This is a genomic window from Arthrobacter sp. NQ7 (genome assembly GCF_029581595.2).
GTDB classification, from domain to species: Bacteria; Actinomycetota; Actinomycetes; order Actinomycetales; family Micrococcaceae; genus Arthrobacter; species Arthrobacter phenanthrenivorans_B.
On record NZ_JARFXU020000012.1, the window covers coordinates 15,197 to 42,195 of the forward strand.

The 26,999-nt window shown below is 65.7% G+C and carries 21 protein-coding genes; 9 read left to right on the plus strand and 12 right to left on the minus strand.

Annotation, left to right across the window (positions count from 1 at the left end; translation table 11 throughout):
• The first annotated feature begins 57 nt into the window (after positions 1 to 57).
• Complete coding sequence (locus tag PUN71_RS13495; protein WP_346421899.1) at positions 58 to 312, plus strand: single stranded DNA-binding domain-containing protein; 255 nt, start codon at positions 58 to 60, stop codon at positions 310 to 312.
• Positions 309 to 1,064 carry a DUF3159 domain-containing protein gene (locus PUN71_RS13500; protein WP_277798830.1) on the plus strand — a complete coding sequence of 252 codons (756 nt, stop codon included), beginning with the start codon at positions 309 to 311 and terminating at the stop codon, positions 1,062 to 1,064. The genes PUN71_RS13495 and PUN71_RS13500 overlap by 4 nt, the downstream gene beginning before the upstream one ends.
• Positions 1,065 to 1,118: 54 nt before the next feature.
• On the opposite strand, the gene PUN71_RS13505 is transcribed toward PUN71_RS13500, so the two are convergent.
• Positions 1,119 to 1,877, minus strand: a complete 759-nt coding sequence (locus PUN71_RS13505) for a potassium channel family protein (protein WP_277798831.1) — start codon at positions 1,875 to 1,877, stop codon at positions 1,119 to 1,121.
• Positions 1,874 to 2,548, minus strand: coding sequence for a potassium channel family protein (locus PUN71_RS13510; RefSeq protein WP_043449477.1), 675 nt, complete (start codon positions 2,546 to 2,548; stop codon positions 1,874 to 1,876). The genes PUN71_RS13505 and PUN71_RS13510 overlap by 4 nt, the downstream gene beginning before the upstream one ends.
• A 118-nt stretch (positions 2,549 to 2,666) precedes the next feature.
• Between PUN71_RS13510 and PUN71_RS13515 the strand changes: the two genes are divergently transcribed.
• The 3 genes from PUN71_RS13515 (at position 2,667) to PUN71_RS13525 (ending at position 9,017) form a co-directional block, all read left to right on the plus strand.
• A complete protein-coding gene (locus PUN71_RS13515; RefSeq protein ID WP_043449480.1) occupies positions 2,667 to 4,643 on the plus strand; it encodes an APC family permease in 1,977 nt (658 codons plus the stop codon).
• Entirely contained in the window at positions 4,640 to 6,025 is a 1,386-nt protein-coding gene (locus PUN71_RS13520) for a class I SAM-dependent RNA methyltransferase (protein ID WP_277798832.1), read from the plus strand. The genes PUN71_RS13515 and PUN71_RS13520 overlap by 4 nt, the downstream gene beginning before the upstream one ends.
• 166 nt (positions 6,026 to 6,191) lie before the next feature.
• On the plus strand, positions 6,192 to 9,017 hold the full coding sequence (locus PUN71_RS13525) for an aconitate hydratase (protein WP_277798833.1): 2,826 nt from the start codon (positions 6,192 to 6,194) through the stop codon (positions 9,015 to 9,017).
• 600 nt (positions 9,018 to 9,617) lie between these two features.
• Here the strand turns inward: PUN71_RS13525 and PUN71_RS13530 are convergent.
• The 3 genes from PUN71_RS13530 to PUN71_RS13540 all read right to left on the minus strand — a co-directional run bounded on the left by PUN71_RS13530 (position 9,618) and on the right by PUN71_RS13540 (position 12,449).
• Positions 9,618 to 11,177: an IS1182 family transposase gene (locus PUN71_RS13530; RefSeq protein ID WP_277798834.1), complete on the minus strand. Its 1,560-nt coding sequence runs from the start codon at positions 11,175 to 11,177 to the stop codon at positions 9,618 to 9,620.
• 61 nt (positions 11,178 to 11,238) lie between these two features.
• The gene (locus PUN71_RS13535; RefSeq protein ID WP_277798835.1) at positions 11,239 to 12,009 is read right to left on the minus strand and encodes an abortive infection family protein; all 771 of its coding nucleotides are present in this window, start codon (positions 12,007 to 12,009) and stop codon (positions 11,239 to 11,241) included.
• A gap of 209 nt (positions 12,010 to 12,218) precedes the next feature.
• Complete coding sequence (locus PUN71_RS13540; RefSeq protein WP_277798836.1) at positions 12,219 to 12,449, minus strand: hypothetical protein; 231 nt, start codon at positions 12,447 to 12,449, stop codon at positions 12,219 to 12,221.
• Positions 12,450 to 12,611: 162 nt separating this feature from the next.
• Here PUN71_RS13540 and PUN71_RS13545 point away from each other — a divergent pair, with 162 nt between their 5' ends.
• The 3 genes from PUN71_RS13545 (at position 12,612) to PUN71_RS13555 (ending at position 14,455) form a co-directional block, all read left to right on the plus strand.
• A complete protein-coding gene (locus tag PUN71_RS13545) occupies positions 12,612 to 12,782 on the plus strand; it encodes a hypothetical protein (RefSeq protein ID WP_277798837.1) in 171 nt (56 codons plus the stop codon).
• Positions 12,783 to 13,279: 497 nt separating this feature from the next.
• Positions 13,280 to 13,861 carry a hypothetical protein gene (locus PUN71_RS13550; RefSeq protein ID WP_071416348.1) on the plus strand — a complete coding sequence of 194 codons (582 nt, stop codon included), beginning with the start codon at positions 13,280 to 13,282 and terminating at the stop codon, positions 13,859 to 13,861.
• A gap of 129 nt (positions 13,862 to 13,990) precedes the next feature.
• Complete coding sequence (locus tag PUN71_RS13555) at positions 13,991 to 14,455, plus strand: hypothetical protein (protein ID WP_277798838.1); 465 nt, start codon at positions 13,991 to 13,993, stop codon at positions 14,453 to 14,455.
• Between the two features lie 107 nt (positions 14,456 to 14,562).
• On the opposite strand, the gene PUN71_RS13560 is transcribed toward PUN71_RS13555, so the two are convergent.
• The 5 genes from PUN71_RS13560 to PUN71_RS13580 form a co-directional block, all read right to left on the minus strand.
• Entirely contained in the window at positions 14,563 to 15,075 is a 513-nt protein-coding gene (locus PUN71_RS13560; protein WP_277798839.1) for a hypothetical protein, read from the minus strand.
• 77 nt (positions 15,076 to 15,152) lie between these two features.
• Positions 15,153 to 18,725, minus strand: a complete 3,573-nt coding sequence (locus PUN71_RS13565) for a hypothetical protein (protein ID WP_277798840.1) — start codon at positions 18,723 to 18,725, stop codon at positions 15,153 to 15,155.
• A 35-nt stretch (positions 18,726 to 18,760) separates the two neighbouring features.
• Positions 18,761 to 21,046 carry a hypothetical protein gene (locus PUN71_RS13570; RefSeq protein ID WP_277798841.1) on the minus strand — a complete coding sequence of 762 codons (2,286 nt, stop codon included), beginning with the start codon at positions 21,044 to 21,046 and terminating at the stop codon, positions 18,761 to 18,763.
• Positions 21,047 to 21,087: 41 nt separating this feature from the next.
• A complete protein-coding gene (locus PUN71_RS13575) occupies positions 21,088 to 21,987 on the minus strand; it encodes a hypothetical protein (RefSeq protein ID WP_277798842.1) in 900 nt (299 codons plus the stop codon).
• A 253-nt stretch (positions 21,988 to 22,240) separates the two neighbouring features.
• Complete coding sequence (locus PUN71_RS13580) at positions 22,241 to 24,661, minus strand: type IA DNA topoisomerase (RefSeq protein ID WP_283532405.1); 2,421 nt, start codon at positions 24,659 to 24,661, stop codon at positions 22,241 to 22,243.
• Positions 24,662 to 24,898: 237 nt separating this feature from the next.
• Here PUN71_RS13580 and PUN71_RS13585 point away from each other — a divergent pair, with 237 nt between their 5' ends.
• Complete coding sequence (locus PUN71_RS13585) at positions 24,899 to 25,390, plus strand: hypothetical protein (protein ID WP_142938827.1); 492 nt, start codon at positions 24,899 to 24,901, stop codon at positions 25,388 to 25,390.
• A gap of 157 nt (positions 25,391 to 25,547) precedes the next feature.
• Here the strand turns inward: PUN71_RS13585 and PUN71_RS13590 are convergent, their stop codons facing one another.
• Both PUN71_RS13590 and PUN71_RS13595 read right to left on the minus strand, forming a co-directional pair.
• Positions 25,548 to 25,937, minus strand: a complete 390-nt coding sequence (locus PUN71_RS13590; RefSeq protein ID WP_277798844.1) for a hypothetical protein — start codon at positions 25,935 to 25,937, stop codon at positions 25,548 to 25,550.
• Positions 25,938 to 26,002: 65 nt separating this feature from the next.
• Positions 26,003 to 26,977 (minus strand): hypothetical protein, encoded by a 975-nt coding sequence (locus PUN71_RS13595; RefSeq protein ID WP_277798845.1) that lies wholly within the window; start codon positions 26,975 to 26,977, stop codon positions 26,003 to 26,005.
• Positions 26,978 to 26,999: the final 22 nt, after the last annotated feature.

Sequence of the window (26,999 nt, forward strand, 5' to 3'; positions counted from 1 at the left end):
CCCCTGGACCAGCTGCCGGACAGAGGACGCGTCCTGTGCCAGGGGCACATCGAATCGGTGACTTTCGTTCCCGCTGACCGGACCGCCGAGTTCAGCGCCATCGTCTCAGAGGACGACGCCGGGTACCGCCCGGCAGGTGCCGGGCGGACCCGGCCTCCGCGGCTGCGCATTGTGTGGCTGGGGCGCCGCCGCGTGCCGGGCATCGAAGCCGGCGCGCAAATCCGGGTCGAAGGGATGCTGGCCCGCGGCAAGGACATGCCGACGATCTTCAATCCCCGGTACGAGATACTGTCCCGCCAGGAGCACGAATGAGCGCGCACGAGCCCGAACAGCCCCCAGGCGCTGCAAACCCCGGACGGGGCGGCCAGCCGCAGGATCCAGGCCAGTCCACGGTCGCCGGGATCGCCGCCGGCTACGCCGCAAAGGCCGGACTCCACCGCACCCACGACGGGCGCGTTGACGTGCTGCGGAGCGCCGGGGGAGTGCAGGGCATCGCCGAGAGCATTGTCCCCGGCCTCGTGTTCCTGGTCGCCTTCACCATCACCCGGGAGCTCACCCTGTCCCTGGTGGCGGCGCTGGCGTCGGCGGCCATCTTCACGGTGGTCCGGCTGGTGCAGCGGCGACCGCTCACGCAGGCCCTTGCCGGTGTGGTGGGCGTCGGCATTTCCGCCTGGCTGGCCAATACCACCGGCAAAGCGGAGGACTTCTACCTCCCGGGCTTCTTCACCAATGCGGCATACATCCTGGCGATGGTCGTCTCGATCGCCGTCAAGTGGCCCGTGGCCGGCCTCCTCTTCGGCTTCATCCGCAATGAGGGCGTGGAGTGGCGAAAGGAACCGGACCGGGTCAAGGCCTACCGCCTGGGAACCTGGATCATCGTGGCGGTCCTGGCGCTTCGCCTCATCGTCCAGGTTCCTCTTTACCTGATGGGTACAGACGGCCTGGCCGCCCTCGCGACCACGCGCCTCATTATGGGCGCGCCGCTGTACATCCTTGGTGTCTGGGTGGCCTGGCTCGTGACCCGGCCGGCTCCAGCCGAGGCTGAAACCGGACCGGCCGCCTGATCCATTAACTAAGCCGGACTCCCTGTACTTCGGGGCCCTGTGGCACCCGCGCGCCTAACCGTCGAAGCCGTCGTCGTCCGCCACGTGCCCGTGGCTGCCGGCGGTGGCCGGCTCACCACTGACTGAAGGCCCATCCCCGGCGTCGATGCTGCCGGGGGCGGAGGACAGCAGCTCGCGCAGCCCATCCTCGGCCGCAATGGTGGTGACGAAGAACAACTCGTCGCCGCCGTCGATCACGTCATCCCGGCTCGGCGTGATGGGAGCCTGGTCCCGCAGGATTGCCACGAGCGTGGCGTCCTCGGGCCAGTGGATATCGCCCACGGTCATGCCGATCACATGGGAATCGTGCGGAACGGTGAATTCCACCAGTGACGCAACGCCCGTCTGCAGCGTCAGCAGCCGGACGAGGTCGCCGATCTCCACGGCTTCCTCCACCAGGGCGGTCATCAGCTGGGGGGTATTGACGGCCACGTCCACGCCCCACGAGTCGTTGAACATCCAGTCGTTCTTGGGGTTGTTGACCCGGCCCACCGTGCGGCCCACGCCGAACTCGGTCTTCGCCAGCAGGGACACCACCAGGTTGACCTTGTCATCGCCCGTGGCGGAGACCACGACGTCGGCATCCTCCACCTTGGCTCCCTGCAGCGTCGACAGCTCGCACGCGTCGCCCACCAGCCAGTGGGCGCCCCGCAGCCCGCTGCGGCCAATCACCTCCGGTTTGAGGTCGATGAGCAGGATTTCGTGCTTGTGCGCCAGCAACTCCCGCGCAATGGACGATCCGACGCTGCCGGCGCCGACGATAACGACTTTCACTGGTACTCCTTGGCGGGGGCTTTGGCGAGGATCTGGGCGATCTGGGCACTGCGGTCCACCTGAAGCATGGCGTGCACCGTGTCACCGTCCTGGTAGGCGGTTCCTGCATCCGGCAACAGGCCCTCGCCGAAGCGGGTCAGGTAGGCCACCCGGACATCGGCGGCTTTTTCGATGCTGCTGATCCGGTGTCCGACCCAGCCCGCGTCGAGGTCCAGTTCGGCCAGGACCAGGCGCCCGGATGGTTCACGGAAATCGCCCGCGAGGTGCTGTTCCGGGAGGATGCGCCGCAGCACCTGGTCGGCGCTCCAGCGGACCGCGGCCACCGTGGGGATGCCCAGGCGCTGGTAAATCTCGGCACGGCCCGGATCGTAGATCCTGGCGACGACATGCGGGACGTGGAAGGTTTCCCTGGCCACCCTGGTGGCCAGGATGTTCGAGTTGTCACCGCTGGATACGGCGGCAAAGGCGTAGGCGTCACTGACTCCTGCCTGCTTGAGGGTGTCCCGGTCGAAACCGACACCCGTCACCTTCCGGCCGGTGAAGCCCTGGCGGAGCCGGCGGAACGCGCGGTCATCCTGGTCGATGATGGCCACGGAATGCCCGGCATCCTCCAGCGTGTGCGCCAGCGTTGCCCCCACCCGGCCACATCCCATGATCACGAAATGCGCCACCGTATCTCCTCTGTATCTAAGTCAGGATCGTGCAGCTAGAACTCTACCGGCATGCCCGGGCTTCGGCCTGGCGGGGTCCCGTCATGACATCGTCCGCGAATCAGACTAGCTTTGTGGGGTGTTGACAATACTGAACGCCGTCAAACGCGTGCTGGTGGGCAGGCCCTTCCGGAATGACCGCCTGGCCCATACCCTGCTTCCCAAGAAGATCGCCCTTCCGATTTTCGCCTCGGATGCCCTGTCCTCTGTGGCCTACGCACCGGACGAGATCCTGCTGACCCTGGCCCTGGCCGGCGTGAGCGCCGTGGCCATTTCGCCCCTGGTGGGGCTCGCCGTCATGGTGGTGCTGCTGACCGTGGTGGCGTCGTACCGGCAGAATGTCCACGCCTACCCCTCCGGTGGCGGTGACTACGAGATCGCCAACGAAAACCTCGGCAAATACGCCGGCCTGACTGTGGCCTCGGCCCTCCTGGTGGACTACGTCCTCACCGTGGCCGTCTCCATGTCGTCGGCGGCCGCGTACCTCACCACCGCGGTCCCGTCGCTGCACGGTGAGCAGGCCGTCATAGCCACCATCGGCGTCGTCATCCTTGCGCTGGTAAACCTGCGCGGCATCAAGGAAGCGGGCAGCGTCTTCGCCGTTCCCACCTACATCTTCATGGCCTCCATCCTGGGCATGACCGCCGTCGGCATCTTCCAGGCCGCAACGGGCCAGCTCGGGGAAGCACCGTCGGCCGCCTTCACCATCGTCCCGGCCGAAGGCTTCGACCAGGGCCTGGTGGGCCTCGCCGGAGCGTTCCTGCTGCTCCGGGCGTTCTCCTCCGGCGCCGCCGCGCTGACCGGCGTGGAAGCCATCAGCAACGGCGTTCCCAATTTCCGGCACCCCAAGAGCAAGAACGCCGCCACCACCCTGCTTCTCCTGGGCCTCATTGGCGCGGCGATGCTGGCCGGCATCATCTACCTTGCGAACGCCACCAAGGTCCACATCGTGCTGGACCCGGCAAAGGAATTCCTGCTCAACGGCAATCCGCTGCCCGAGGGCTACATCCAGAACCCCGCCATCAGCCAGATCGCGCAGACCATCTTCGGGGAGGGATCAATTCCCTTCTACATCGTGGTTGCTGCCACCGGCGTCATCCTGGTGTTCGCATCCAACACCGCCTTCAACGGCTTCCCGGTCCTGGGCTCCATCCTCGCCCAGGACGGCTACCTGCCCCGCCAGCTCCGGACCCGCGGTGACCGGCTGGCCTTCAGCAACGGAGTGCTGGCCCTCGCGGCGGGCGCCCTGGTGCTGATCATTTCGTTTGACGCCGACGTCACCAAACTCATCCAGCTGTACATCGTGGGGGTCTTCATCTCCTTCACCCTCAGCCAGCTCGGCATGATCCGCCACTGGGGACGGCAGCTGAAACTCGCCAAGGACAAAGCGGTCCGCCGCCGGATGATGAAGTCCCGCACCATTAACAGCATCGGCTTCGGTATGACCGGCCTGGTCCTGGTCATCGTCCTCATCACCAAGTTCGAGCAGGGAGCCTGGATCGCGCTCCTGGCCATGTTCATCCTCTTCCTGATCATGTGGAGCATCCGGGCGCACTACGACAACGTGGCCAAGGAACTCGCCGTGGACGAGGACTCGTCGCCGCGGGCCCTGCCCACCCGGGTGCACGCCGTGCTGCTGGTGTCGCACGTCCGCAAGCCCGTCCTGCGTGCCCTCGCCTACGCCCGCGCGTCGCGGCCCTCGCGGCTTGACGCCATCACCGTGGACATCGACCCGGAAGAGACGGCGCACACCATCGCCGACTGGGAAAAGCTTGAAATTCCGGTCCCTCTGACCGTCCTCGCCAGCCCCTACCGCGAGACCGTCACGCCCATCATGGACTACGTCAAGCAGATGCGCCTCGACTCCCCGCGGGACCTCATCGTGGTCTACATCCCCGAATACGTGGTGGGCAAATGGTGGGAGCAGCTGGTGCACAACCAGACCGCCCTGCGCATCAAGACCCGGCTGCACTTCGAACCCGGCGTCATGGTGGCCAGCGTCCCCTGGCAGCTCAAGTCCTCCGAAGAAGCCAAGAACCTCCAGGACGTCCAGTGACCACCAGAACTTCCACCCCTGCCCAAGCGCCGGACGCTGCCGGGCACGCCGGCGAAGAGGCTGTGCTCGACGTCGGACCCGTTGCCCACGGCGGGCACTGCGTGGCACGCCACGAGGGCCGTGTCGTCTTCGTCCGGCATGCCATTCCCGGTGAAAAGGTCCGTGTCCGGCTGACCGATGCGGGGGAGGACGCCAAATTCTGGCGGGCGGACGTGGTGGAGGTGCTGGAGGCTTCCCCGGACCGCGTGGAGCACTTCTGGCATGCCGCGGATTCGCTGCGCGCCTGGGGCCACGGCCATCCGCCGGTGGGCGGTGCCGAGTTCGGGCACATGGTGCGGGCCAGGCAGCTCAGCCTGAAGTCGGACGTCCTTGCCGAGCAACTGACCCGGCTGGCCGGCTTCGGGGAAGTGCCGTCCGCCTGGACCGGCGCCGTGGAAGCCGTGGGGGAAGACGCCGACGGCGGGTCAGGCCTTGGGTGGCGCACCCGGGCCAGCTTTTCGGTCACCCCCGGCGGCAGGCTGGGCATGCATGCCCACCGCTCCAGCCAGGTCCTTCCCGTGCGGGAAATGCCCCTGGCCAGCGACGCCATCAACGCGCTGCAGCTGTGGGACCTGGACCTGCAGGGGATAGAACGCGTCGAGGTGGCCGCACCGGCCAACGGTTCCCGCCCCCTGGTGCTCCTGGCGGCGGCACCCAACACCAAGGACAAGCGCCTGCGGGCAGTCGCCGCAGACGTACAGGGGGATGCTTCGGTGGCAGCCTTCGATCCGATGACCGGCCACGTGTCGCAGCTCCGGGGACGCACCTGGGTGCAGGAATCCGCCGCCGGGCATGACTACCGGGTGACCGGCGAGGGCTTCTGGCAGATCCACCGCGACGCGCCCGGGACACTTGTGGAGGCGGTCACAGAATTCCTGCAGGGAGGCGGCTTCCTTGGGCCCGGATCGGTGGTGGCTGATCTCTATGCAGGGGCCGGGCTCTTTACCGCCGTCCTGGCTGACGCCGTTGGCGAAACCGGATCCGTCCTGTCCGTCGAGGGGGCGCCGGGGACCAGCCGGGACGCCCGGAAAAACCTGCACTCCGGGCCGCAGGTGGAGGTGGTCCAGGGCCGCGTGGAGCGTGTCCTGCGCCAGAAACCGCGGAATTTCGACGCCCTTGTCCTCGACCCGCCGCGGGCCGGGGCCGGGAAAGCCGTGGTCGGCCAATTGGTCGCGTCCAGGCCCCGCGCCATCGCCTACGTATCCTGCGACCCGGCCTCGTTCGCCCGTGACCTCGGATACTTCCGGCGCTCAGGGTGGGAGCTCGCCGGGCTCCGGGCCTTCGACCTGTACCCGCACACCCACCACCTCGAGACCGTTGCACTGCTGACTCCGGGTCCATGATGCCGCCGCGGTTTTGGACTACGATGGCGGTAGTAGTCCCACGTCGCGCCCGTATTCTCGGCCGGCCGTGTGCAATTTTCGGGCCCTGGAAACTACTTAGGGCGTCCTAACTAGCAGGCGGTCAACCGCGCGACAAAGATGAAACTGTTGCGAGAGGAGTCCTGCGATGAGCACTGTGGACAGTTTCGGTTCAAAAGGCAAACTTAATGTAGCCGGAACCGAGTATGAAATTTTCCGGTTGAACTCCGTTGAAGGTGCAGAAAACCTTCCGTTCAGCCTCAAGGTATTGCTTGAAAACCTGCTGAGGACCGAGGACGGCGCGAACATCACTGCCGATCACGTCCGCGCTTTGGCAGGCTGGGATCCGAATGCGGAGCCCGATACAGAAATCCAGTTCACCCCGGCACGCGTGATCATGCAGGACTTCACCGGCGTTCCCTGCGTTGTTGACCTGGCCACCATGCGTGAAGCGGTCAAGGAGCTGGGCGGCGACCCCAAGCGGGTGAACCCGCTCGCACCGGCCGAAATGGTGATCGACCACTCGGTCCAGATCGATGCCTTCGGCAACTCCGGCGCACTGGAGCGCAACATGGAGATCGAATACCAGCGCAACGGAGAGCGGTACCAGTTCCTGCGCTGGGGCCAGACCGCGTTTGACGACTTCAAGGTGGTTCCCCCGGGAACCGGCATCGTGCACCAGGTCAACATCGAATACCTGGCCCGCACGGTCATGACCCGTGAAGTGGACGGCGCCCTCCGCGCCTACCCCGACACCTGCGTCGGCACCGACTCGCACACCACCATGGTCAACGGCCTGGGCGTGCTGGGCTGGGGCGTGGGCGGCATCGAAGCCGAGGCAGCGATGCTCGGCCAGCCCGTCTCCATGCTCATCCCGCGCGTCGTGGGCTTCAAGCTCAGCGGCAGCATCCCGGCCGGCGCCACCGCCACCGACGTTGTGCTGACCATCACCGAAATGCTCCGTAAGCATGGCGTCGTGGGCAAGTTCGTGGAATTCTACGGCGAAGGCGTAGCCGAGGTTCCGCTGGCAAACCGCGCCACCATCGGCAACATGAGCCCCGAGTTCGGCTCCACCGCCGCCATGTTCCCGATCGACGACGTCACGCTGGACTACCTGCGCCTCACCGGCCGGTCCGAGCAGAACGTCGCCCTCGTCGAGGCCTACGCGAAGGAACAGGGCCTCTGGCATGACGCGTCCCGCGACATCAAGTTCTCCGAGTACCTGGAACTGGACCTGTCCACCGTTGTTCCGTCCATCGCAGGCCCCAAGCGCCCGCAGGACCGCATCGAGCTGACCGAGGCCAAGGACGAGTTCCGCCACGACCTGCTCAACTACGTCTCGCACGACGCGAACGCGGGCACCCTGGACGAGTCCCTCGAGGAGAGCTTCCCGGCTTCGGACGCGCCGTCCTTCACGGGCGGAGCGACCCATATCTCGGACACCGACCGCGAACCGCCGAAGTACTCCGCAGCGCATGGCGGCGCCGGCCGGATCTCCAACCCGGTGCCCGTAAAGATGGCTGATGGCCGCGAGTTCGAGCTGGACCACGGTGCAGTCACCATCGCGTCCATCACCTCCTGCACCAACACATCCAACCCGTCGGTCATGCTGGCCGCCGCGGTCCTGGCGCGCAACGCCGTCGAAAAGGGCCTGACCGCCAAGCCGTGGGTCAAGACCTCCGTGGCCCCGGGCTCCAAGGTCGTCACCGACTACTACGAGAAGTCCGGCCTGACCCCGTACCTGGAGAAGCTCGGCTTCTACATCGTGGGTTACGGCTGCGCCACCTGCATCGGCAACTCGGGCCCGCTGGAAGCGGAGATCTCCGAGGCCGTCCAGGCCAACGATCTCGCCGTCGCCGCCGTCCTCTCCGGCAACCGCAACTTCGAAGGCCGCATCAACCCGGACGTCAAGATGAACTACCTGGCCTCGCCGCCGCTGGTCATCGCCTACGCCCTGGCCGGTTCGATGGACTTCGACTTCGAGACCGATTCGCTCGGCAAGGACGAGGCCGGCAACGACGTCTTCCTGAAGGACATCTGGCCCAACCCGGTCGAGGTCCAGCAGGTCATCGATTCCTCGATCGACAAGGAAATGTTCGCCAAGGGTTACGAGGGCGTCTTCGACGGCGACGACCGCTGGAAGGCACTGGACACCCCGGCTGGCGACACCTTCGCCTGGGATCCGAACTCCACCTACGTCCGGAAGCCCCCGTACTTCGAGGGCATGCAGGCGCAGCCTGAACCGGTCAAGGACATCACCGGCGCCCGCGTGCTCCTGAAGCTCGGCGACTCCGTCACCACGGACCACATCTCCCCGGCCGGTTCGTTCAAGTCCGACACCCCCGCCGGCCAGTACCTCCTGGCCAACGGCGTGGAGCGCAAGGACTTCAACTCCTACGGCTCCCGCCGTGGCAACCACGAGGTGATGATCCGCGGCACGTTCGCGAACATCCGCATCAAGAACCAGCTCCTGGACGGCGTCGAGGGTGGCTTCACCCGCGACTTCACCCAGGCTGACGGCCCGCAGGCCTACGTCTACGACGCCGCCCAGAACTACCAGGCAGCCGGCACCCCGCTGGTGGTCCTGGCAGGCAAGGAATACGGTTCCGGTTCGTCCCGCGACTGGGCCGCCAAGGGCACCGCCCTGTTGGGCGTCAAGGCCGTCATTGCCGAGAGCTACGAGCGCATCCACCGCTCCAACCTCATCGGCATGGGCGTCCTGCCGCTGCAGTTCCCGGCCGGTGAGAACGCCGCCAGCCTGGGCCTGTCCGGTACGGAAACCTTCTCGGTGGAGGGCGTTACCGCCCTGAACGAGGGCACCACGCCCAAGACCCTGAAGGTCACCGCCACCGCCGAGGACGGTTCCTCGAAGTCCTTCGACGCCGTCCTGCGCATCGATACCCCGGGTGAAGCGGACTACTACCGCAACGGCGGCATCCTGCAGTACGTGCTTCGGCAAATTAGCGGTAGCTAAGGCATGACGAATTAGAGCCCTGTCCCCAGGTTGTCCTGGGGACGGGGCTCTTTCGCGTTGCTGGACGGAAGCGCTGCCTGAAATCAGGATTGCATGAGATTCGGTCAGAGAGACGCGGCTGCTCGCAGTGTTGACGGAGAATCCCTCGGGAAGCGCTCGGACAAATCAGGGATCCTGTGGCCGATTGATTCGGATACCAGAGGGATCTCGAGATGGAGGGCTTGGCCGGGCTCACGCTGAAATATTGCGCAGGCGTCTCGTCATACTTCAGCTTAATGGGGGCTTGCGGCCGCAGGCCCTGGTCGAGCTCCACGGTAATCGGAGCTGCGGTCAGTCAGGACGCCGTGCGACGCCAGGGTGCATCCGGATCGGCCAGAGTTTCCAGCATGAGTTGGCACCAGACCTGCGCCGCTCCAACCACTAGGAGGCTGCTGAATAAGGCGGTTGTGGGGCGGGCGGAACGCCACCAATGGCCGTCTAGCGGCGTGTTCTGGTCAGCACCCTTGGGTGCGACAACGGGGTCGTTCCGCCCGCTTGATTTATTGTGCCCCCGAATGTGGTGGGTTATCCAGTGGTGGGATTGGCAGGGTCCGGCGGGGTTTATCCCAGCGCCCACGATCCCTCGTTCACGGTCAGTCCGAGGGCGACCATGCGTCGCAGGTTGAGTCCCGCGATCCGTAGGCGCAGCCAGGCGTTGTTCCGGCTGATGCCGCGGTGGGGAACGCGTCGGTTACCCCGGGTGAGCCAGGCGATGGACCGCTCGACCATGGGCCGGTGCGTGCGGTAGTCATCCTTGAAGGCCGGGTTCGTGGCACGTTGGCGGTGTTCGCGCTGCAGCGCGTCGTGTTCGTGGAGGACCAGCTTGCGTCCCCGTGGTGAGGTGGTGCACCGGGCCCTGAAAGGACAGCCGTTGCAGGCAACACCGAACGTGACCCGCCGTTTGGCCGTGATGGCCCGGGTGATGCCGTTCGGGCAGGTCACGGTGCCGGCGGCCTCATCGACGGTGAAGTCATCGAGGGTGAATCCGCCTTCGACTGCAGGGCGGACCGGCCAGGGTTTGATCACCGGGGTGTGAGCGGTGCGGGCGAGTGCGGCGAGCATGTCCCCGGACCCGTAGGCCGAATCGGCCAGGACGTCCACGCTGGTGCCGGCGATCGTCGGGTCCATGCCGATCAGCCGGGCCCCGACGGCTCCGTCACTGTTCTCCGGCCCGGAGGCCTTGGTCAGCTCAGCTGCGGTGATCAGCCCGGTGTCGGGCTCGATGACAATGTGGGCCTTGAATCCGTCTTGCTGCCGGGACTGGGTTTTATGCGCGTGCCGGGTATCGGGGTCCACGGTGGAGATCAGCCGATCCGGGGCGACCTTGCGGGCGATACGCCACCGCCCGTCGGTCCCGTCTGAATCTTCTGCCGGTTCCACGTCCTGCCCGGCGACCAGCGCCAGCAGCGCGTACGCGTCAGCCGCCTTGCCGTTCAAGGTCTCGGGATCGACCGCGGCCAGCAACGCCACCGCGTCGGTGACCAGGGACGAAACCAGCCCGTCCTTGGCATCACGGTCATCCCAGTCGATGTCCGGTTTGCCGGTTCGCGTGTAGTCATACCCCGTAGCGTGGGTGCCCACCAGGTCCTGCCCGGCAGGGACGTCACGGCCAAAGCGGCGGATCGCGGCGATCAGCTGCGTGATGGTGTCCTGTCTGGCGACCGCGTCGTCCAAGACTGTTGAGTCCACCGCCCGCCGGCGCTTTCCCTTCAGGACCCCGGTCTCGGCGACAACCTCCGCGATCGCTTCCATGATCCGGTGCGGGTTCTTCGAGGCGGCCAGCCGCCTGCGCCAGTACGTCAGCGTGCTCGGGTGGAACGCCGTATCAGTGAGCCCGTACCCGCACGCGGCCTTCCACCGCAGATCGTACGTCAGCGCCTCCGCGGTTTCCCGGTCCGATAAACCCTGCAGGGCCTGCAGCACCAGGACCGAGCCGATGACCGGCGCCGGAACCGAAGGCCTGCCCCGCCGCGACGGAAACAGATCCTCCATCATCGAATCCGGAAACAGGTGCCCCCGATTCCCGGCCAGAAAAGCGAAGACACTGCCCGGGACCAACAACTCCCCGGCCAGCGCCTCCACATCCAAATACCCTCGTTGCGCGTCCTCACGTCCCTGCATGACTCCAGTCTTAACGACCAGCCCGACAAGTCCAGCAGGCGCGCCTTAAACTCCGCCTTATTCAGCAGCCTCCTAGGCGGGCATGCCGTGGGCGCACCCATCGGGGCACTTCTTCGCCTCCGTGGTCAATGCCGACGTTGTTCCTGAGCTCAGTCACGCTCTGGGTAAGGGTGACGAGGGACTGCAGGGCCTGGCGCAGCGCCTTGTCTTCGTCGCTGACCGACTTGGCTGCCAATCCGAGTGATTCTTGTGCCGCGTGGACCAGGGCAGGCACCTTCGCCGCACGGGTATAGCTCTGCCCGCGGGCGCTGAGCACGCATTTGGCGGTCGATTCGATCAGCGCTTTGGCGGTACTCACGGCGAGCCGAGGATCTGTGTCGACGCTGTCGCCGAGCCGGCGGAGATGGTCATGGATGGACTGCGGATCGGCAAGAGCGTTGAGCGCGTGTTCGGTCAGCTGTGCGCCGACACGGCCTAGTCGCACCACACCGGTGGCCTCGTCGACTTCGAAGCCGTCCTCACGAAGGATCCGGGACCACTTATCCCGTAAACCGTCGTTGGTGCCCCAACCGGTCGAACTGTCTTCGATGATCTTCTTCAGCACGTCGCTGAAGACCGCTGTCAGCCGCTGCACATCGGCGGAGCCATTCAGATCGAGCGTCGCGAGATAGCGGCGCATTCGCTCCCGCCGAACGCTCTCGTCGTTCTCGCGGGGCTGCGGCGGACCGAGCACGATGCCCCGATCATCGAACAGGGCGTCGATCTGGCGCAGGGGCATTGCGGTCAGTTCGTCCGAGAGCAAGCGCATCACCCGCGGGGTGAATGATCCCATGTTTTTCTACTTCGTCCGATGTGTGTCGTAGTTCAGCACGCTTGATGAGACCGCGCGCTCGTCTACAACCATGGTCGCATGGTCGCATGGTCGCATGATGAACCGTTCGGGAGTGGCCTCGCGTGTCCGGCAATAAAGAAGTACCCCACACCTCGTTTGAGGTGTGGGGTACTTTCTTTATTGCGAAAGCCCGTGGCGAACGAATGCCGCTAGGCGATGTCCTTCAGCTCTGTTCCGCCACCATCGCTCAGACGCAGGATCGCGACAAGGCGGTCAACCTGCTCCGCGGTCAGTGGAGGAGCGTTCTCAGCAAGCTTCTCGCCAGCCTTGGTCAGTGCCGCAATGACATCCAACGAACCGGCCGGCGTTCCACAAGTGTCGGGTGTGATGGAAGGCGGTAGGAGCTCTGTCGCTTTCCTTTCATCCATCACTGTAGTCATGTCCAATAGCTTATTCGATAGATCAATCGAATGACAATCGAATACGACTCAATTCAGTCAGTATGCGCACGATGAAGCGCACCTTCGAGCGCGCCAATAATCTTGCCTCGGCTGTTGTCGCGATCCTCCAGGAGCACGGTGGGGCTCGATTGGATCGAGAGCATGGGATTTGACTGGGAGCAGGACCTCGGGGCCAAGGGTGCCGGGCTCGCCGACGTATATGACGAGCGAGCCTCCGACGCGCTATATCAGGACCACCCGACGGCCGCACCTCCAGGAGCGCCGGTCGACGTGGGGGACGCGGATGCCGCCCTGCCCTTCGACGAAGAGTGAGGTACCGAAAGATGTTCCATACGATCGCTCTTGTGTTCATCGAGGACTCCCGGGCAGCGTCTCGCCGCTCTGGAATCCTCCCGCTTCCCATGGCGGCGGCCTGAAAGGATTAGGCCATGACTCGACTAACCGCCACGACTGTCCACCATCTCTATGCCCGTCCCAACGACCTGCTGCCCGTTTGCGGTGCAGTACCCGGCCCTGACGGCAGTGAGTGGCACACCGGACACGACGCCGGGGTCCTGCAGGCGTTCTCCGCGCAGGGATCCGCGTGCTGCTCTCTGTGTCTGGAGTTGTCTCTGTCATCTTCTGATTGACATGTGCAAGGTGGTACAGGTGGTACGTGGTCTGCCATACTGGTAGAGAAAACAGGTATACGAGTGGAAATCCTGCTCAGCCCCGGCTGAGCAGATCGTCCGTCCAGGCGGGTGTGGATAGTCCAGCTTCGGCTCCCGGGCATGGCTTGGGAAGGGGGCTCGGGGAAACAGTTCTGAACTGTGGAGCCGAGACGCTGGACCTTCCGAACACTCATTGCCTGGACACAGAGCCAGGACGACAGGACCGACCAGAAGGACGAGAAGACCATGGACATCACCAGGACCGCACACGTGACGCGGACGAAGCTGGCCGCGACCGCTGCGGCCCTGGCATGCGCCGCGCTGGTGCTCAGCGGCTGCAGCAGCTCCGGCGGGGACGGGCGGTACTTCGCCACCTCGGAAGGACAGAACGGCGACATCGTCGTCGTGGACGGTGACCAGATCACCTACTTCGACACCGCGAGCCGCCAGGACCTCGCCTGCCACTCCATCAACTCCGTCCTCGACGACCCGAAGGCGGCCGCGGCGAAGGGCGAGCTCAAGGACGCCTACACCGTCCGCGGCACCGGCAAGATCAACGAGTCCAAGTCCTCCGTGGACTGGACCGAGGCTGGCCGCAGCACCACCGAGACCGGCTCGATCAGCTTCGGCAAGGACAAGTCGACCATGGAGTTCGTTTTCTCCAACGGCGTCAACGACGTCGTGCTCGTGCCCGTCGACAGCGAGCAGGGCAAGGCCGTCAAGACCAAGTACTGCGGCTGAGGAGGCTGACCCCTTGACTGCCCCGATCGACCTGCAGCACCGGAGCCCCGTGGACCACGCGTCCGCGGGGCTCTGCCTTTTCTCTCCCGGGATGCGCCCGCGCGCCAGACAGGATGCAGGAGGTCGGACATGACGCTCATCGGACCGATCAGGTACTACAAGGAGCGGGTGGCGTACCCCAGCGACGAGCAGCTGCGCGCGGCAAGAGCCACCTGGGATTTCGACGACATCCGCCGGCCGACGGACGATGTCGACTGCACGCACATCCAGCTGATCGAAGTCTCCGGCCGCAACGCGGGGGAGCGGCGGCAGCTCGAGGAGGAGAAACTCACACGCTTCTTCGACTACATCGGCACCCGGGCCGGCTTCCGGGTGCTCTCCCACCAGAAGAAGCCGGACTCGGCCACTTCGGCCTTCGTCTCGCACGAGATTGTCTACGTCATCGAGTCCCGGCCGACCAAGGGGTACGCCAAGCTCACCCTGCGCTCGGAGCTGCCGCGCAGCGGGACCGCCGGTGCCGTCTCGGACATCTTCAGCGCCGAGGGAATCGACCGCATCTCGCGGATCTTCGACAAGGGCCCCCAGAGGGATTGAGGCCGGTGCTGCAGTACGATTGCCACCCGACGGGAAAAGAATACCCCGTGGACATCACGTCCACGGGGTCTTCTCGTGTCTGACTGGCTGGCAGTCCCGTAGGAGCCCTACAGCCGTCCGCCCTTCAGGCGCAGCGCCCGGTACTCCTCGATCGTCTCCGGCGGCCGTCCGTTCTTCGGTGCATGTGTCTCGACGAAATCGATCTCGGCCCAGGTGTCCAGCTGCCGGACCCGCGACCTGGCCAGCACCGCAAGCGCGGTTACTGAAACGACCACGTTGGCCAGCCACCACAAGACGGCGATGAGGACCGCCGCCTGGACCAGTCCCCGTTCAGGAGAGCCCGTCTGTGTTGCCACGGCCGCCAGGGCCGTTGAACTACCCAAAGCCATGCATCCGAGCAGGAGCCCGGCCACCCAACCCTCCGTCGGCACCCGCCGGCGCGCCAGATCAGCGGGGCTGTCGCGATGGCGGACCAGCCGCAGCGCCTCGCGCAGGAAGAACACAGCAGCCAACGCGGCCAGGCAGTTCACCGCCAGCTCGCGCGCTCCCTCGAGCCACCAGCGCCCCGAGTGCCACCAGCCCAGCGGAAACTCGTCGCGCGCCTTGCCTCGCAGATTCATCCGTTCCATCCTTTCCCCCGTGGCAGGCAAAGGGCGGCGCACCCCTTGTTGGAGTGCGCCGCCCTCATCACCAACGATCAGTTCTTCGGGTCCTCAGCCGGCTTCCTCCGCGACACGGGACCGTCCGTGCGCTTCGGAGCCGGATCCGCCGTCCGCCGCTGCTGGGCCGGAGCCTGCTGCGACGGCTTCGGGGCCGGGGCCTTCGGAGCCGGGGTGGGAGCCGAAGCCTTCGAAGCCTGAGCCGCCGGTGCCGGTCGACGTCCGCTGCGTGGAGTCGGCTGGACACCCTGGCTGCCCTGAGCGCCTCCGGTAACCCGGCCACCGGCACGGGGCTGGGTAGGAGCAGGAGCAGGAGCCGGGGCCTCCGGACGCTGACCGGACTGGCCCTGCGCCTGCGCCTGCGCCGGAGCGCCGGTGCGGGGCTGGACCGGAGCCCGGTGGGCACTGCCCTGGCCGGTCGGAGCCTGGACCGGAGCCTGCGGGCTGCGGCGCTGGCTGCCGCTGGCCTGCGGGATACCCTGTCCTGCCTGCACAGCACGGGAGCCGGAACCCGCGTTGGCCTGCGGCTGCTGGCCTTCGGCGGCCCGCGTCGCCCGGGTGCCCGGAATCCCCGGGACCGCTGCGACGACGGGGTTCACCTGCGCGGGCCCGACGGTGCCAGCGGTGAAGCGCGGGCCCTGGCCCGAGGAGGCAGGAGCCGCCTGCTGTCCAGTGCCGAACTGCGTCGGTGCCGACTGGCCGGCGTCCGCCTTACGACCACGGCTGGTGTGCGCACCGCTATCGGTGCCGCCCGTGAGCCCGTCCCGTTTCTGGCCCTGACCCTGGCCATGGCCCGGCTGCCCGGTACCAGGAGCACCCCGCACGCCGCCGAGCCCGAAGCTCGTCTGGCCGCCGGTGGCCTGGCCGCCCCGCAAGGAGGGACCCTGGCCGGTGCTATAGCCGAGGTTCGACAGGCCGCCCTTGCCACTCAGGGTCTGAGCAGTCTCCTTGTCGGAGCGGGAGCTCCCCGCCTTGCCGCCCGTGAGCTGCAGAGGACCGCCCTTGTCGCCGGGACCCTCGGGGCCACCAGCGGACGGGCCGCGGCCGCCGCTGTCACCACCACCGCCGGGAACCGGACCGGGGCCGGCGGGACTGCCGCCGTCGGGGCCGGCTTCCGGACCGTCGTTCGGACCGGCGGCCAGGGCCAGTGCGCCCTTCCCGGCAGCAAGCGACTTCTGCTCACCGTTCAGGCCGCCGGCGTTGGTCGACGAGCCCTTGCCGCCACCGGGGGTGCCGCCGGGCTTCGTGGCCCCGCTGCCGCCGAGCTTGCCGCCGACGCCGGAGGCGAGCTTGTTACCCATGGCCATGCCCGCTCCGGCCCCGGCTCCCGCAGCCAGCGCGGGGAGCATGCCGCTCTTGTCCGGCTTCGGTGCGGTGTTGGTCTCGAGGAACTTGTCCACGAGCTTGGTGAACACCTCGTCCATCGCCTGCAGCACGACCTTGCGCACCCGCAGGAGCGCCAAGGTGATGCCGATGATCAGCAGCGAGGAGATCAGGGTCAGGATGACCACGATGATCCCGCCGAGCATGCCTGAGCCCCACAGGCCGTCCTGGGACATCCAGGCCGACACCGGTCCGGAGATGATGTCCGGGATGGAGATCAGCAGCTCCGAGACGAACTGGTAGATGAACAGCGTCACCAGCACCTCGAGGATCAGTGCGACGGAGTAGACGATCACCTTGCTGATCGCGGCGATCGCGCCCAGCGTGGCGAACGGCACCGCGGCCACGAGGCTGAAGGTGCGCTTGACCGCGCCCACCAGCATGCCGATGGCGTACCAGAAGCCGAGCAGGACCATGCTGCCCAACACGACGCCGGCGTTCTGCCAGTACATGAACTTCGCCGGGCCCGTGCCGACCTGGCTGACCGCCATGTGGTCCTCGCGGGTCAGGCCGCTGGTGACGTTGTTCGAGCTGTACATCGTCATCGAGTCGGGGCCGAAGCCGGTGTTCAGGTAGTTGTACGCCGACAGCGCCGACATATTGCAGGAGACCGGGGCGTTGTCCGCCCAGACCGAGAACCCGCAGCCGTGCTTGGTGCCCTGGGTCGAGAAGCTCGTCGTGTTCCCGCCCGGGTTCGAGGAGGTCAGGCCCTTGCCGCCGGCCGCCAGCACCGGGTGGTTGGTCGGGATGTAGTCCGACTCGCCGTGCCCGCCGAAGTTGTCGCTGTCACCATAGGACTTCTTGTCGATGAACCACTCCTTCTTCACGTCACTGTTGACCGGCAGGTTGGTGATCGCGCTCTTGATGCCCGACTCGAAGTCCGACGCCGATGTAATCTGGCCCGAGATGTAGCTGTTGAGCATGCCGAAGGTCTCGCCCACGGCGTTGAAGTCACCCGCCGGGCTGCCCTCCATGCCGACCAGGCTGTTCTTCCAGGCCGTCTCGGCATTGGTCGCACCGGGGCCCACGCTGATGTCGCGGAAGGTCGAACCGTGCGCCTGCTTGTTGATCGCCAATGCCGTCGTGCGCACCGACATCATCGCGTTGTTGCTGGCCTGGCCGTTGTCCCAGGCGATAACGGCCTCATCGGGAACGCCGAGACGGTCGTTCATCATCCAGGCCTCGAAGTCCACGTACGTGGAGAGCACCACACGGGTCGGGCCGGCGTGCTGGCCCAGCAGCGAGTCATCGAACTTGTCCAGGACGCCGGTGTACATCGAACCCATCAGCGGAAGGCCCACGCCAATGAAGACGACGCGCACGACGAGCTTCTTGATCGCCGAGCCGCGGTCCATCTTCTTGAACAGCACCAGGCCAATAATCAGGAATCCGATGAAGAGCGGGACCAGCGCCTCCCAGGCGATGGACTGCAGCAGGCCGTACCAGCTTGCGATCCAGTGCCGCAGGCCCGCCAGGGCACCGCCGCCGGCCTGGCCACCGGTCATCCCGTCGGCGAGGTCCTGCTGGTGCGCGCTGTTCGTATTGCCGCCGGAGTCCGCGACGCCAGCGACCGCCTGGTAGAACCACATGAACGGGTTCAGCACCTTCAGCAGCTGGGTGATGAGATAGAACAGCGTGCCCACGGCCAGCGCCATCGCGTAGAGCAGCCAGATCGCGCCGCCGCCGATGAGCGACAGGATCTGTCCACCGATGCCCGAGGACATCGTGTCCAGGCCGAGGTCGGCGTTGGCCGCGCCGAAGTGGGCGTAGTCCACCATGCCGGAGTAGACGTTCTTGCCGCTGCCGCTGGCTGTCGCATTCAGCGTGTCGTACCCGATGGTCTGCGTGGAGCCCGTCGCCTCGGCGAAGAGCCAGCCGACTACGTTGAAGAGGCTGAATTCGGAGTCGGCGTAGCCGAGCATGTCGCCGCCCGTCGCCGGGTCGGCGGTGATCGCCCGCCAGTCCTCGTTCATCCGATCCTCGGGCTTGTCCTTGCCTTCGGGGGAGTTCTCCTGACTGAAGTACGTCGAGGCATTCGACGCCAGCTGGTACAGCGAGTAATTGTCGCGGTCCTCGTCGTCGGCAGCGTGCGCCGATGGCGCGAACACCGTCATCAGCAGCGGCACAACCAGTGCCACGAGCAGCGACAGAGCCAGGACGCGCACCAGCCCGCCCCGGGCAGTCGCCGCGGCCCGGGCCCGCGCCGCGAGCGTGATGGTCCCGTTCATCTTTCCCTTCCTGTCTGTCGTGTCCGTGATGGCCGTCATGACTTGCCCAGCTTCCGCGGGGCGGTCCCGGCCTTCTTCATGGCCTTCCTGCGGTCGGCCCGCCCCACCTGGTCCTCAGAGCGGTCCTCCTCGGACTCGACGCTCTGGCGGGCGCTGGTGAGCTTCGCGCCGGGTGCCGGCTTGTCCTTCATCAGCTGGTCCATCCGGGCCGCCTCGTCGGCCTTGGCGGCCTCCAGGCGAACCTGCCTGCGCTGGGCCTCGCGGAAGGGGTTGATCCCCAGCGCGAGGTCGAGGTGGAAGACCACGTTCGACACGTCCCGGCGAAGGTAGGTAAGGTTCTCGCCCTTGGTCGTGATGAGCTGGGCGAGGTCCGGCGGGATCTGCTGGTGCAGCTGCTTCTGGTACTCCGCCACCGTGCGGTCGCGCATCGGCCCGAAGAGCGTGTAGTCCGCGGCGTCGAACTTGTTGAAGTCCGAGTCCGCGAGCATCTTGTCGACGTCGTTGTAGCTGTAGACCACGCGGCCGCCGCGCTCGTGCATGTGGTCGAACTGGTCGCGCAGGTACTTTTTGACGCGGTCGTCAATCTGCTCGGTGCCGTGGATCACCACGGTGTCCCCGAGCCCGAGCTTGCCGACGGCGAAGCCGACGATGTTGACCAGCTGGGCCATGGCCACGCCCTTGCCGCGGCGCATCAGCCGCGAGAAGTCGTAGACCACGCGCCGGGCATCTCGGACCCCGTCCACGGCCGATGCCGTGTGGTTGTTGAACAGGTCGCCGTTCGTGCTGAGCATCGTGTTCGCGATGCCGCGCAGCACGTTGTACGCGCGCAGCTGGTCGGGGTCGGTCTTGCTTGAGTTCAGCAGGGCCTTGTGCGCGGTGTCGAGGTACGAGACGAACATCTGCAGCCGCGGCACCTGCTGGTGCGGGATGTTGACCACGCGCAGGCGGTGCCGCTGGTCCTTGGCGTTGTGCCGCCACATGCCCTGCTCGACGTAGAAGTCGGTCGCCGTGTCCTCCAGCGCGGAGCGGATGATCGAGCCGTTTGCCCCGTCCGTGGTCTCGTAGAGCTGCTCAAACATCAGCTTGAGCTTCTCCATCTGCGCGGCGAAGACCGTCAGTTCGTCGTCCTCGTCGCCGAACAGCTCGAAGGGGTTGACGTCACCGCGGTTCAGGTCCACGCGCGAGGTCAGCCGCTCGAAGTTCGGGCCGAGCTTGTCCAGGTCCGCCCCGTCCAGCACGAGGTGGACCACCGAGCCGTTGCCGAGCATGCAGGCCTGCGAGATCTTCGAGCACCACATGTTCGACACACGCTGGCGGTCCAGGTACTCGCTCAGGGTCGCGTCTGCCACGACAACGTGGTGCTCGTACCGGTTCACGTCCATGAGTACGGCCGAGTTGTTGACGTCGCCGACCATGTAGCCGACGTACTCGCCGCCCCGGTCGTTCAGGCCGTTAGTCACCAGCGAGTACGAACCCGCGAGCTCGGTCGAGGTGAAGTGGAAGCCCTTGCCGCGCTTCTTCTCGTTGTTCTTGAACAGGCCCGAGAGTTCCTGGCGCTGCTCGCCGGCGTACGCCGCAGCCTTCAGCGTGCCGAAGCGGTCGATGTACAGGCGCGTGACGCGGTCGACCGAGTCGTCCAGCGTCTCCAGGTCCGGAGCCTTGAGAAACAGGCGGTTGTGCACCGACAGGTAGCTCGCGCCGTCCTGGATCTCGCCGATGGTGACCTCCAGGTCGGAGGAGATCTTGGCGGCCTTGCGCTTGGAGGAGGTCGTGCCGGTCTCCTCCTGCTCGTTCGCGTCAAGGCGGTCGAGCTTCTCCGACTGCTTGGTGAACGAATCCACCCACTTCTCGTCCATCCGGCGCACCTGCTCCAGGACGACCGCGGTGACGCGCTCGTCGAGCCCGTCCGGGATCCGGTCGATGCCCCAGAACGCGGCGAAGTTGTCGCGCGCGGCGTCGTCGTGAAAGAACGCGAGCACGCACGCCACGGAACCGTCGACCTCGAAGTAGTCGGAGCGGAAGACGTACTTCTCCCGAGGCTTGAGCGCCAGCAGGTGCGGATACGAGTCGAACCGCCCCTCCAGCTTCTTCATCTCTTGGCGGCGCTGCCACCAGTTCTTCTTCGGCTCGGCCACCTCGGCCGGCTCAGCGGCGACCGCCGGCGCGGTCACCTCGGACGGCTCCGCCGTCCCGCCCGTGGCGGGATCGCCGTCGAGAGCGGCCTCCAGTTCATCCACGCCCGGCACGGCCGCAGTGTCCCCGCCCCGGGGCTTCTTCCCCGGAATGCCCAGCTGCGCGCGGGCCTTCGTCATCAGCGCCATGTCACCCTTCGTCCTTCCTTTGTTCGTCCAGCTCGGCCCGGTCAGTTCAGTGAGGCCTTGAGAGAGTGCAGGTCGTCCTCGATGCCCTGGTAGAAGACCCGCAGCATGGGCTCGGTCTCCTCGCGGTCGAGGACCGTAGCCTCCTTGATCATCAGCGCGGACCCCTCGACCTCGGACTGCAGCACCATGTGCGCCCGGCGCAGAGCGTCAGCGCTCTTGCCCTTGAGCAGCAGGTACTGGTGGATCGAGGTGAACTTGCCACCGACGTGCTGCGTGAGGATGTCATACTGCTCGTTCTGCAGCTCGATCAGGTCAGGGTCGCGGACCTCGAGGGCGTGGTTGCGGTGCTCGAGCGAGGCCACCTGGTGGTAAATCCGCTGCGGCTCCTTCGTGGTGACGAAGGACCACTCGCAGTTCGTGTCGATCTTGCGCCAGAAGGCGTCGACCCGGTCCAGGATGCCGATGCGGTCCTCGTCGAAGAGCAGGTACGACGCTGAGCCGACGACCAGGTAGACCTGCCCCTCACCGCCGTCGGAGAAGTGGATCCGGCCGTCCTCCTCGATGCCGTCGATGCCGACGATCGAGTAGAAGTCGCTCGGGTCCGAGCTGCGGCGGGTGAAGACGTTGCGTGCCCGGGACGGGGCGTACGCCAGCAGGGCGGGCACGTTCATCGCCCGCAGCTCCTCGGTCTTGGTCATGCCGCCGAAGTAGACGATCAGTGCCAGGCCCCAGATGACGAAGAGCGTGATGAACACCGGACCCGAGCTCGCCACGAAGGTCTGCGTCACCGCCCACAGCAGCGCCAGCGCGCCCCCGCCGAAGAAGAACAGCTGCTTGATGGGGGAGGGCTTGGCCGCCCAGCCGCCCTTGCTGAGCGTGATCTCGTGGTCGAGGAACGACCTGTTGAGGCTCGTCGGCACCTTGTACGACATCTTCGCCATGAATCTCTCCCTGCTGCCACCACTGATTTGTCCGTGCCTGTCCGAATGCCCTCATAGACGAGGGATACATGACTACTCTACCTTAGATAGACCTATTGAATCGAGCGTGACTGACGCAAGAATGGCACCGCCCAACGGACTCGGACGTGCGATCCGATGCCGTCGGGCGGTGCCGTGGCGTGCTGATGTACGTGGACGGGCAGTCTATCGGACTGACCCCCGAATAATCATTCAAGAACGAGTCTGCGCAACCTCAGCCGAAGGAGGGGACGAGCTTCCTCTTGCCGCCCTCGTCCTTCCAGGCCAAGGTCGCGTCGAACTTCTTTCCCTTGCTCGAGGTGAAGCCCGTACCCTTGATCGTCTTGCCCGCGGCCAGTGCCGCGAGCTGATCGTCGGTGAAGGCAACCCCGCACCAGCTCTTCGGCGGGGAGTCCAGGGAGGCCTCGAAGTCAGGCACGATCTTCTTACCCTCACCCTTCTTCTCCTCGCGGAAGAAGACCTTGCACTGGAAGCGGTTACCCTTCTTTGAGACGAAGTCGCTGGACTCGACGCCCTCGCCAGCCATGAGGCGGTCGATCTCCTCGGGCGTAAAGGTGTAGTGGCACCAGGACGCCGGCGGCAGCGCGTTGCCGCTGGCATCGCGCCGGCCGAAGCCTAGCTTCTGGAACCCGACGAACTTCCGGCCCTTGAAGGTGCCCTCGTCAAGCTCGCCGAAGACCTCGTAAGCCTTGCCCGTGGTGCTCTTCGCCGAAAACTCGATCGTCTCCCCGGCCAGCAGCCGGGCGACCTCGTCGTCGGTGAAGCGGTGGCCGCCCCACTCACGCGCGAGCACCACATCCTTGCCCGTCTTGGCCCAGATGCCCTGCGCCCGCTCCTTCCGGGTGACGGCGTCCTCCTTGAGCCCCAGGGCGGAGCGCATCGTCGCGGCGTTCTTCTGCATGGTCACGATGTCCTCGCGCACCCAGTCGGCCACGACCGCGAGGCGCTCCTCTGCGCTCGGGCCGGTGCCCGCGGCAATCTCCTTCATATCGGCATAGACCTTCTCGGTCAGCGCCAGATCGCTGATCCGGGTCCCCGGCAGGAGCCGCCAGCTCATGTCTCCGGCCTCGGCGAGGGTGAGCTTGCGACCCTTCTCCAACAGCAGCGGATACTTCGTCTTCGTCGAGGTCACCTCGGAGTACGTCGAGGTCCGGGTGGCACCCGTGCCCACGTCGCGCTTCTCCAGCTGCTTCATCAGCCAATTCATGCTCGGGTGCTCGGGGCGCTTGTTCGCACCCTCGAAGACGACGGGCTCAGCGTTGGTGCCCAGGCCCTTGGCCGATTCGTTCTCGTCGCCCTCGGCGGTGTCGTCGCCGGCGTCCGGATCGAACACCGCCTTCCAGCCCGCCGACAGCGGGACGTTGGCGATGCCCACGAAGTCCGGGTAGTCCTTGACGTGGCCCTTCTGCTGCTCGTAGATGTAGTCCTCGGCGATCATCGCCAGGTAGTTCTTGCCCAGCGTCTCGTAGATCAGGCGGCCGGCCTTGCCGAAGCGCTGCTCGACCTCGTCCAGCGAAGCGGGCACCTTCGGGCCCGGCCGGTTCGCGCCGTGTGCGCCCTGGGGCTTGACGTGCGTCTTGCGCGGCTGGCGGTGCGTCAGGAGCTTCACGTCCACACCCACGACCCCGGCAATCTTGTCCACCAGGGGCGCGAGCTCGTCGAACTGCTCGGGCGTGATCGTCACGTCGGCAGTGCGCGGGTAGCTGACGACCTGGGCCTCGTAGATAGACTGGTAGGTCGAAAGCACGAGCTGGGCCTTGATCCCCTTGCCCACCAGGAGCGAGGACAGTGCGGCCAGGTCCAGCAGCTTCGGTGGTGCGGTCTGCTTCGTCGCCTTGCCGTCGAGCACGACGGGGGAGGGGCCGTACTGGTTTGGCACCTGGTCCTTCTGGTCGAACCGCGGCTCCTCCGGGTTCGTGTACATCACGTCGTTCTCGTCACGGAACCGGTTCTGGAAGAACGGCTTCTTGACGTAGTCGTTGTAAGCCTTCAGCTGGTCGCCGACGAGCTTGACCATCGCCGACTTCAACCTGCCCTGACGCAGCACCGTGTCCTGCCCGGACTGGCGCGCCATGTTCGTGGCGATGCGGGTGAACTGCATCGAGAGCAGGTCGAACTGTGAGCGGTAGCGCGCCTTGCGGTACTCGTCGAAGTCCAAGAGCGACGGAATGACCTTGCGCGCGGCGAAGGCCTTCTGCAGCGAGGCCGGAGCCTCATCAGTGAAGTACATGCGCGACCACTTGCCCGGCTTCAGCCCCAACTCGAGGAAGGCATTGACCGCGATCATGCCGCCCTCGCCCGTGGGGTCGACGTCGGTGGCGATCACGATCTCGTCGCACTTGCCCAGGGTCCGCTTCACGTCCTGGGCGACAGAGCTCGCGTTCTTGATCACCTCCAGGCTCCAGTCCAGCTGCTGAGGGTCCCAGGGCAGGTTGCCCAGGTCCCAGGTCCGGTACTTCCCGGCCACGTCCGGATCCGCCACCATCCGGTGCGGATCGACGAACTCGTACAGGTGCCCCCGGGCGTGGGCGATGACGAACTGCTCCCCGTTGTACGTGCCGTTCATGCCGCCGAGGGCTGCAGCGAAGTGCCGCGCCGCGCTCGGCTTCTCGGTGAGGATCCCGACAACCATCATGACTCCCTTTCGTCGGTGACTCATAAACCAGTCGACTCATAAATCAGTCACAAGTCTATCGATAGAACGAGTCGAATGGCGAGTCGGAGCGAGTCGCGTAGCGAGTCGAGTGGGAGCGGCGAGACCCGCGCCGGCACGCCCGTCAGAGAGGGCCTGGATCATTCACGGCGACCCCGGATCGAGGTAACGTCTATAGAGTCGCCACCCGCTCACGCCCGACCCAGGAGCACGAATCCCATGGCCCTCGACCACGCTTTCCTGCGCACACCACAGGACTTCAGCAGCATGCTCATCGAGATGCAGGAGGGCAGCTGGCCGCCGGACGAGGCGGACATCATCCGTATCGCCCAAGGGTGCTCGATGCTGATCGAGTGCATCGACGCCTGGGAGAGCGCCACGCACGGCAAGAACGTCTTCGACGTCGCCCGCGGAGAGATCTGCACGGCCGACGTACGGCGGCTCCTCGCCCAGGAAGTCTCACTGAGCTACGAGGGCGACGTCGCGGTGCTGCTGGTGCCACCTGCGGACGAACGTGTGCGCGTGGAAATCCGTGCCGACGTCGACGAATACCAGGGCCTGCTGCGCCGTCCGGAGATGGTCCTGGATTGGGAGCAGGATGGCAAGCAGCACGAGCACTACATCTCACTCAAGCCCAAGGGCGCGCACTGGTACATGCTGTCGCAGCTGCGCGACGACATGAAGGAAGGCCGGCTCGCCGTCCGGTCCTAGCTCCGCCGGCCGTGGGCCTCCTGCGGCCTCTTGAATGAAATCAGCCCGTTGCCTGATGGCACCGGGCTGATGGGTTCGACTACAGAGGGGCGCAGGTCAGCGGCCCAGGTTCACGGGACGGCCGGTTTCGCCATTCCGACGCGCCGGAGAGCCGCATTCACTGCGGCGATTCTTCTTCAGTATCGTTGGCACTGCCTGTCAACTCTGCGCGTCGGGCCTCAAACAGCATTTCATTGATTGCGAACTCCGCGTTCCCTGACCACGCTTCGCTGCCGAATGCAGTGATGTCGTAGTACTCGGGGATGCCGTCGCCTTCCGGATCGGTAAAGCCAACCCCAAGGTCGTCGCATTTCAGCATGACCTTCCGCTCGCCATACGAAGCCGTCAACTCCCAGTTGCCGAAGTAACTGCCGTAAATGGTGAGATCCAAGGGGACCCCGGCAACGTCTACCAGCAGATTGGAGGATTGACTCCTCCTCTGTTCCGGCCAAGACGCCAGACCATCAAGTTCGACGGTGACCCCCGGGACCAGAGTAAGAGCATCCATGACGTTGTCCAGCGCGTCACTTTGCTCCCTCCAACCACTTCCACCTGCATCGACATAGCAATTTGTCACCAGCGCATCCTCAGCTGACGTGGACCGGCGGGCAGGGAAATATCCGCTCGCAGAAGGGCCCTTGGAACAGTTGCTTCCTGCGTCCTGGTGCTTCCACGGCTCCACGGAGATTCCAGAAGACCTGCGATCCTCACCTCCGCAAGATAGGAGGCCGTGAACGTCAATGCAGTGACGTCCTGCTTGGTGTGGTTGAGGCCGACGAGTTTGGCCGAGGCGGCATCGACGTCGAACGAAAGGGAGGAAATATCGTCGGGTACCAGATCCTCCCAGTCACCCATATTCCCTTCGCTGATCGTGACGTCCCGCAACAGAACATTGCCCTCGTAGGCAAGCCGCAGAGCCAAGCTGAGCCCGTCGGCATCACTTGGAACTGAACCAAATATCTTTTCGGTGGCCCTCCTGAGATCGCTGAAGATGTGGGGACCTTCGGTCCCGAGCCACTGCTGATAGGCGTTGCGCGTGTCCTTATCTGCCGAGACAACTACATACTCCAGGTCCCGGCTTCGCCCCTCATGGATGTACGCCCGGAGGTGAGCACTGTCGGCTGCGCCGGTTTTCACCTCACTCTTTCGTTTGGCCGGTCCTTCCAGCAGGATCTGGTCACGAAGAGCTTCATGGGCAAAATCTGCGGTACTGAGGACACGGATGCTGGACCCCAAGGATGTGATGACCCCGCTCAGGTCCAGCGCGATGTCTTTGGCTGTCTTTTCATCCGGGACCTCCACCGAAAACCCGGCACTGTGAAGCTTCTTTGTCGCAGCCCGGAGTGATACGTGGTGGCCGTGTAGGTGCTGGCCCCATTCCCAGATAACGGTGTCCGTTACCCAGATTTCAATGCGCCCGTGCTTATCAGCGCGGGAACAAAGAGACCTCAGTGTTTCCATGCCGGGCGCTTCGGCGAAGATGTTTGTGTCGAGCGCGATTGCTCCGACGCGGCTGAAGTTCGGATCGGACCCGGCAGCAGTTTCCATGCCCTGATCGTCGGGCAAAGTT